Raw genomic sequence first — 6,295 nt, forward strand, 5'->3', positions numbered from 1 at the left:
GCGCGGCGCCATGCGGATCGCGCCGTCGAGACGGATGGTCTCGCCGTTCAGCATCGGGTTCTCGACGATGTGGACTGCGAGGTTGCCGTATTCGGAGGCGTCGCCGAGCCGGGCTGGATGCGGCACCTGCGCGCCGAGGCTCTTGCGGGCCTCCTCGTTCAATCCCATCAGAAGCGGCGTCAGGAACAGGCCGGGCGCGATGGTGTTGACGCGGATCTTGAGGCTGGCGAGATCGCGTGCCGCCGGCAGCGTCAGGCCGACGATGCCGCCCTTCGAGGCCGAATAGGCGATCTGGCCGATCTGGCCTTCATAGGCGGCGACGGACGCGGTGTTGATGATGACGCCGCGCTCCTCGCCAACCGGCGCTTCGGTCGCCAGCCGTTCGGCGAACAGCCGCAGCACGTTGAAGGTGCCTATCAAATTGACGTTGATGATGCGGACGAACTTGTCCAGCGGATAGACGCCGTCCTTGCCGACGGTGCGCTGCGATCCGCCGATGCCGGCACAGTTCATCAGCACGCGGGCGATGCCATGGGCGGCCTCGGCCTTGGCCAGCGCCGCCTTGACCTGCGCCTCGTCGGTGACGTCGGCGTGAAGCGCGACACCCTTCACCTCGGCGGCGATCTTCTCGGCATTCTCCTTGCTCTGGTCGAGCACGCCGATCTTGGCGCCCCTGGCGGCCATGGCGCGCGCGGTGGCGGCGCCCAGGCCGGAGCCACCGCCGGTGATGATAACGGCAACGTCTTTCAACTGCATGTTCGAGTACCTTTCCTTGAACGTTTCTTCTGGATTGGCGAATAGCGAATAGCGAATGGGAGAAGAAACAGACACCCATTATCTACTTTATCTAATTTCTAATTCTTCCCCCTACTCGCTACTCGCTATTCGCCATTCGCCCCTTAGCCAGCATGCCGCCGCAGATCAGCGCTTCCATATGCTTGATGTATTGGCGGCAGACTTCGTCGGTGACGGGACCGACGCCGATCGCGCGCGACATCGCGTGGCGGCCGAAGAACAGATGGTCGCAGGCGCCGATCAGGCTGGTATAGAACAGCACCGGATCGATGTCGCGGAACTCGCCGGCCTTGATCCCTTCGGCCAGCAGCCTGCGGTGAAAATCCAGTAGCGGCGCCACGAAGAATTTCGACACCTCGTCGGCGGCCTCCGCGCTGCTTTCATGCAGCAGAAAGTGGATCAGCCGGTTCATATAGGGAAACTGGTGATAGGCGCGGATGATGCCGGCGATATGCAGCCGGAGTTTTGCCGTCGGCGAAATCGGCTGCGCCAAGAGATATTCGAGCTGCGACGTCTCGGTGGCGGCATCGCGGGCCAATAGCGCCAGCAGCAGCCCGTCCTTGTTGCCGAAATGATATTTCACCAGCGCGGCATTGACGCCGGACTTCTGCGCGATGTCAGAAAGCGACACCTCGATCGAGGCGCGCTCGATCATCAACTCGCTCGCCGCCACCAGCAGCCTGTCGGCGGTGGTATTTTTGCCGGCCGCAAGCCTGGTCGGTACGCTGGTATTCAACTGTGGTCCCATCCCTGCCTGCCGGGAAATCCGCCCGGCACATAACCCGATGCCGCGCCCGCACTCAAGAGTTAATTGATTGATTGACTAAATCCGTTTGCGTCCCTTAAATCTGGCAAAACACCAGTCCAGAACAACCAGGGAGAACCGTCATGGCCGAGGCCTATATCGTCGCTACCGCACGCACCGCGGGTGGCCGCAAGGGAGGGCGTCTCGCGGGCTGGCATCCGGCCGACCTCGCCGCCGCCGTGCTGGATGCGCTGGTCGCGCGCAGCGGCGCCGATCCCGCCCAGATCGAGGACGTGATCATGGGCTGCGTGATGCAGGCCGGCGAGCAGTCCAACAACATCGCCCGCAACGCCGTGATGGCCTCAAAACTTCCGGAGAGCGTGCCCGCCACCTCGATCGACCGCCAGTGCGGCTCCTCGCAACAGGCGCTGCATTTCGCGGCGCAGGCGGTGATGTCCGGCACCATGGATTGCGTGATCGCCGCCGGCGTGGAGTCGATGACGCGGGTGCCGATGGGCCTCGCCTCGTCGCTGCCGGCCAAAAACGGCTTTGGTCACTACAAGAGCCCGGGGATCGAGAAGCGATATCCGAATATCGTTTTCAGCCAGTTCACCGGCGCGGAGATGATGGCGGAGAAATACGGCCTCTCCAAAGACGAACTCGACCAGTATTCCTACGACAGCCACCAGCGCGCGATCGCCGCGACCCAGGCCGGCAAGTTCAAGGGCGAGATCATCCCGCTGCAGATCACCCGGGCCGATGGATCGACCGACACCCACACTATCGACGAAGGCATCCGCTTCGATGCCAGCCTCGAGGGGATCAAGGGCGTCAAGCTGATCGCGGAGAACGGCAAGCACACCGCCGCCAGCGCCAGCCAGATCTGCGACGGCGCCTCCGGCGTCATGGTCGTCAACGAAAGGGGCCTGAAGTCGCTCGGTATCAAGCCGATGGCGCGAATCCATCATCTCACCATGATGGGCGGCGATCCCGTGATCATGCTGGATGCGCCGTTGCATGCGACCGAACGCGCGCTGAAGAAGGCCGGCATGTCGATCGACGACATCGACCTGTTCGAAGTCAACGAGGCCTTTGCCGCGGTGCCGACCGCATGGCTGAAAACATCAGGTGCGGACCCCGAGCGGCTCAACGTCAATGGCGGCGCGATCGCGCTCGGCCATCCGCTTGGCGGCTCCGGCACCAAGCTGATGACTACGCTGGTCAACGCGCTGAAGCAGCGCAACAAGCGCTACGGCCTGCAGACCATGTGCGAAGGCGGCGGCATGGCGAATGTGACGATCGTGGAAAGACTGTAAGAGAGCGAGTGGCGAATAGCGAGTAGCGAATGGTGATTGGGTGAAGGGAGCTTTCCCTTTCTTCCCTATTCGCCATTCGCTACTCGCCATTTCGCGTTTTTTGAGGCCCCCCATGACTCACCCCTCCGTCCACGCCCGCACCCAGCCGGACAAGATCGCCTATCAGATGGCCGGCACCGGCAAGGCGATCACCTATCGCGAGCTGGACGAGCTCTCCAACCAGGGCGCGCATCTGTTTCGTTCGCTCGGGCTCAAGGCCGGCGATCACATCGCGTTGCTGATGGAGAATCGGCTGGCGTTCATGGAGATCTGCTGGGCGGCGCAGCGCTCAGGGCTCTATTACACCGCGATCAGCCGCTACCTGACGAAGGACGAGATCGCCTATATCGTCAGGGATTGCGGTGCCAGGGTCGTCATCACATCGCCGAAATGCGCCGAGCAGGTCAAAGGCCTGATCACCGGCGCATCGGGCGCGCCCTTGTTCTTCATGATGGACGAGCCGCTGCCGGGCTTTCGTTCATGGGACAAGGAAGCCGGCGCGCAGCCGACCACGCCAATCGCTGACGAAGAAGCCGGCTACGACATGCTGTATTCGTCGGGCACCACCGGCCGGCCCAAGGGCATCAAGCGCGAGTCCGAGCACAATCCGATCGAGCTGCCGAATCCGTTTTTGAAGATTCTCTGCGCCGACATGTGCGGCATGAATTCCGACAGCATCTATCTGTCGCCGGCGCCGCTCTATCACGCGGCTCCCTTGCGCTTCAACATGATGGCGATCACGCTGGGGGGCACCTCGATCATCATGGAATCCTTCGACGCCGAACAGTTCCTGAAGCTGGTCGAGCAGTACAAGGTGACGCAGTCGCAACTGGTGCCGACCATGTTCGTGCGCATGCTGAAATTGCCGGATGCCGTGCGGATGCGCTACGACGTTTCCTCGCTGAAGGGCGCGATCCACGCCGCCGCCCCCTGCCCGATCGAGGTGAAAGCAAAAATGATCGAATGGTGGGGACCGATCCTGATCGAATATTATGCGGGCTCGGAAGGCAACGGCGTCACGGTCTCGACCTCGCAGCAATGGCTCGATCATCGCGGCACGGTCGGCCGCGCGGTGGTCGGCAAGGTGAAAATCCTCGACGACAACGACCAGGAAGCGCCGACCGGGCAGATCGGCACGGTGTATTTCGCCGACGCGCCGGTGTTCACCTATCACAACGATCCCGAGAAGACCAGGCGCGCCTATAATGCGCGGGGCTGGTCGACGCTCGGCGACGTCGGCTATCTCGACGCGGAGGATTTTCTCTACCTCACCGACCGCAAGAGCTACATGATCATCTCCGGAGGCGTGAACATCTACCCGCAGGAGACCGAGGACGTGCTGATCACCCATCCCGGCGTCGCCGACGTCGCGGTGTTCGGCGTGCCGAACGAGGAGATGGGCGAAGAGGTCAAGGCGGTGGTGCAGCCGCATGACATGGCGAAGGCCGGGAAAGAACTCGAGGCCGAGCTGATCGTGTTCTGCCGCAAACATCTGTCGCCGATCAAATGCCCGAAGAGCATCGATTTCGAGGCCGAGCTGCCGCGCACGCCGACCGGCAAGCTGGTGAAGCGGCATTTGCGCGATCGTTACTGGCCGAAGGTGGCGGGGAAGGCGTAAGACACGATCGGCACCCGGTGTCCCGGACGCGGTGCAGCGTTCTTCACGGTGCACCGCAGAGCCGGGACCCACGACGATGCGGCATGCATGATGGACCCCGGATCAGCAGCGCACCGCAAGAGCGCTGCGCAGCATCCGGGGCACGGGAGCCCTGCTGGCCATGACCGGAGAGAACTTCGTCAATGAACACAAGCACCGACCTCCCCGACATCCCGCTTCCCCCCGGCATCCGCTCGCGCTATGTCGACAACATCAACGGCCTGCGCATGCATGTGCTGGAAGCGGGCTTCGAGACCCGCGGCCGGCCGTGCCTGTTGCTGCTGCACGGCTTTCCCGAACTCGCCTTCAGCTGGCGCAAGGTGATGCCGGCGCTCGCGGAAGCCGGCTATCACGTGATCGCGCCCGACCAGCGCGGCTATGGCCGCACCACCGGCTGGGACGCCAATTACGACGGCGACCTCAATTCGTTCCGGCTGTTGAACCTGGTGCGCGACGCGCTGGGCCTCGTGTCGGCGTTCGGCTACGCGAGCGTCGATGCCGTGGTCGGGCATGATTTCGGCTCTTCGGTCGCCGCCTGGTGCGCGCTGGTGCGGCCCGACGTGTTTCGATCCGTCGCGCTGATGAGCGCGCCGTTCGCGGGACCGCCGGCGCTGCCGTTTGACACCGCGGACGCGCCGGCAAAGCCCGCGCCGGAAGACCCCGTGCATCGCGAGCTCGCGGCGCTGCCGCGTCCGCGCAAGCATTACCAATGGTATTACTCGACGCGCGAGGCGAACCGCGACATGCACCATGCGCCGCAGGGCGTGCATGATTTCCTGCGCGCCTACTATCATCACAAGAGCGCGGACTGGAAGGCCAACGCGCCGTATCCGCTGAAATCATGGTCCGCAAGCGAATTGGCAAAGCTGCCGACCTATTATGTGATGGATCTGGCGAAGGACATGGCGGCGACTGTCGCGGAGGAAATGCCGGATACGGTAGCGATCGCGGCCAACCGATGGCTGCCCGAACGCGAGCTTGCCTTCTACAGCGCCGAGTACGAACGCACCGGCTTCCAGGGCGGGCTGCAATGGTATCGCTGCGGCACCTCGGGCGCATTTGTGGCGGAATTGCAGACCTGGTCGGGCCGGACCATCGACGTGCCCTCCTGTTTCATCTCCGGCCGGCAGGACTGGGGCACCTATCAGCGCCCCGGCGTGTTCGAGGCGATGCAGTCAAGGGCCTGCACCCAAATGATCGGCTGTCATCTGGTCGATGGCGCGGGCCACTGGGTGCAGCAGGAGCAGCCGGCCGAGGTCAGTCACTTGCTGTTGCAGTTCTTGAAGCAGCGTGCAGACTGCGACATCCGATAGGTTCATCACCGGTTCATGGTCGTTCTGACATCATGCGAAATGGTCGAGGGAACCATTTTTCAGAGGCCGCGTTGCCGAATGCCGGGCAATGCGACCGTGACAGTCACTGGAGGAGAAATATGGAAAAGAAGATCGCCGGACTTCTGGGGGCAATGGCAACGCTCGCAGCATGCCACGCCGCTGAGGCCGCGCCCCCTCCAGGTCCCGTCCCGACCGACGTGTTGAGGGCCAATTCCTTCGCCGACCTGCTCAAGCCGATCCCAAACGCCGCTGCGGTGCTCAGGGCCGTCGATGAGTCGCGGCCGGGTTCGTCAGCAGACGACAACGTCCAGCTCGCTCAATTCTACCGCCATCACCATCACCACCATCATCATCACAGCTTTTATCGCCGATATGACTATGATGAATATGGTCCCCGCGTCATCGTCGT

The 6,295-nt window shown here is 63.1% G+C and carries 6 protein-coding genes; 4 read left to right on the forward strand and 2 right to left on the reverse strand.

All coding sequences use genetic code 11. The annotated features are described in order from the left end of the window. Positions 1-756, reverse strand: a 756-nt coding sequence (locus tag WCE35_RS12740; protein WP_424593703.1) for an SDR family NAD(P)-dependent oxidoreductase, incomplete at its 3' end; no start/stop codon positions are given. A gap of 118 nt (positions 757-874) precedes the next feature. Beyond that, positions 875-1,543, reverse strand: coding sequence for a TetR family transcriptional regulator (locus WCE35_RS12745; RefSeq protein WP_424593704.1), 669 nt, complete (start codon positions 1,541-1,543; stop codon positions 875-877). A 140-nt stretch (positions 1,544-1,683) separates the two neighbouring features. Here WCE35_RS12745 and WCE35_RS12750 point away from each other — a divergent pair, with 140 nt between their 5' ends. The 4 genes from WCE35_RS12750 to WCE35_RS12765 all read left to right on the forward strand — a co-directional run. Further along, positions 1,684-2,856 carry an acetyl-CoA C-acetyltransferase gene (locus WCE35_RS12750; protein WP_424593705.1) on the forward strand — a complete coding sequence of 391 codons (1,173 nt, stop codon included), beginning with the start codon at positions 1,684-1,686 and terminating at the stop codon, positions 2,854-2,856. A gap of 112 nt (positions 2,857-2,968) precedes the next feature. Further along, positions 2,969-4,513 carry an acyl-CoA synthetase gene (locus WCE35_RS12755; RefSeq protein WP_424593706.1) on the forward strand — a complete coding sequence of 515 codons (1,545 nt, stop codon included), beginning with the start codon at positions 2,969-2,971 and terminating at the stop codon, positions 4,511-4,513. Positions 4,514-4,695: 182 nt separating this feature from the next. Next, positions 4,696-5,865, forward strand: a complete 1,170-nt coding sequence (locus tag WCE35_RS12760; protein WP_424593707.1) for an alpha/beta fold hydrolase — start codon at positions 4,696-4,698, stop codon at positions 5,863-5,865. 119 nt (positions 5,866-5,984) lie between these two features. Next, positions 5,985-6,295: hypothetical protein (locus tag WCE35_RS12765; protein WP_424593708.1), on the forward strand; the 311-nt coding region annotated here is incomplete at its 3' end.

Source organism: Bradyrhizobium sp., assembly GCF_049691595.1.
Lineage (GTDB): Bacteria > Pseudomonadota > Alphaproteobacteria > Rhizobiales > Xanthobacteraceae > Bradyrhizobium.

Coding starts and splice junctions, on each gene's coding strand:
- WCE35_RS12745 (WP_424593704.1), bottom strand. CDS start 1,543: ATGGGACCACAGTTGAATACCAGCGTACCGACCAGGCTTGCGGCCGGC.
- WCE35_RS12750 (WP_424593705.1), top strand. CDS start 1,684: ATGGCCGAGGCCTATATCGTCGCTACCGCACGCACCGCGGGTGGCCGC.
- WCE35_RS12755 (WP_424593706.1), top strand. CDS start 2,969: ATGACTCACCCCTCCGTCCACGCCCGCACCCAGCCGGACAAGATCGCC.
- WCE35_RS12760 (WP_424593707.1), top strand. CDS start 4,696: ATGAACACAAGCACCGACCTCCCCGACATCCCGCTTCCCCCCGGCATC.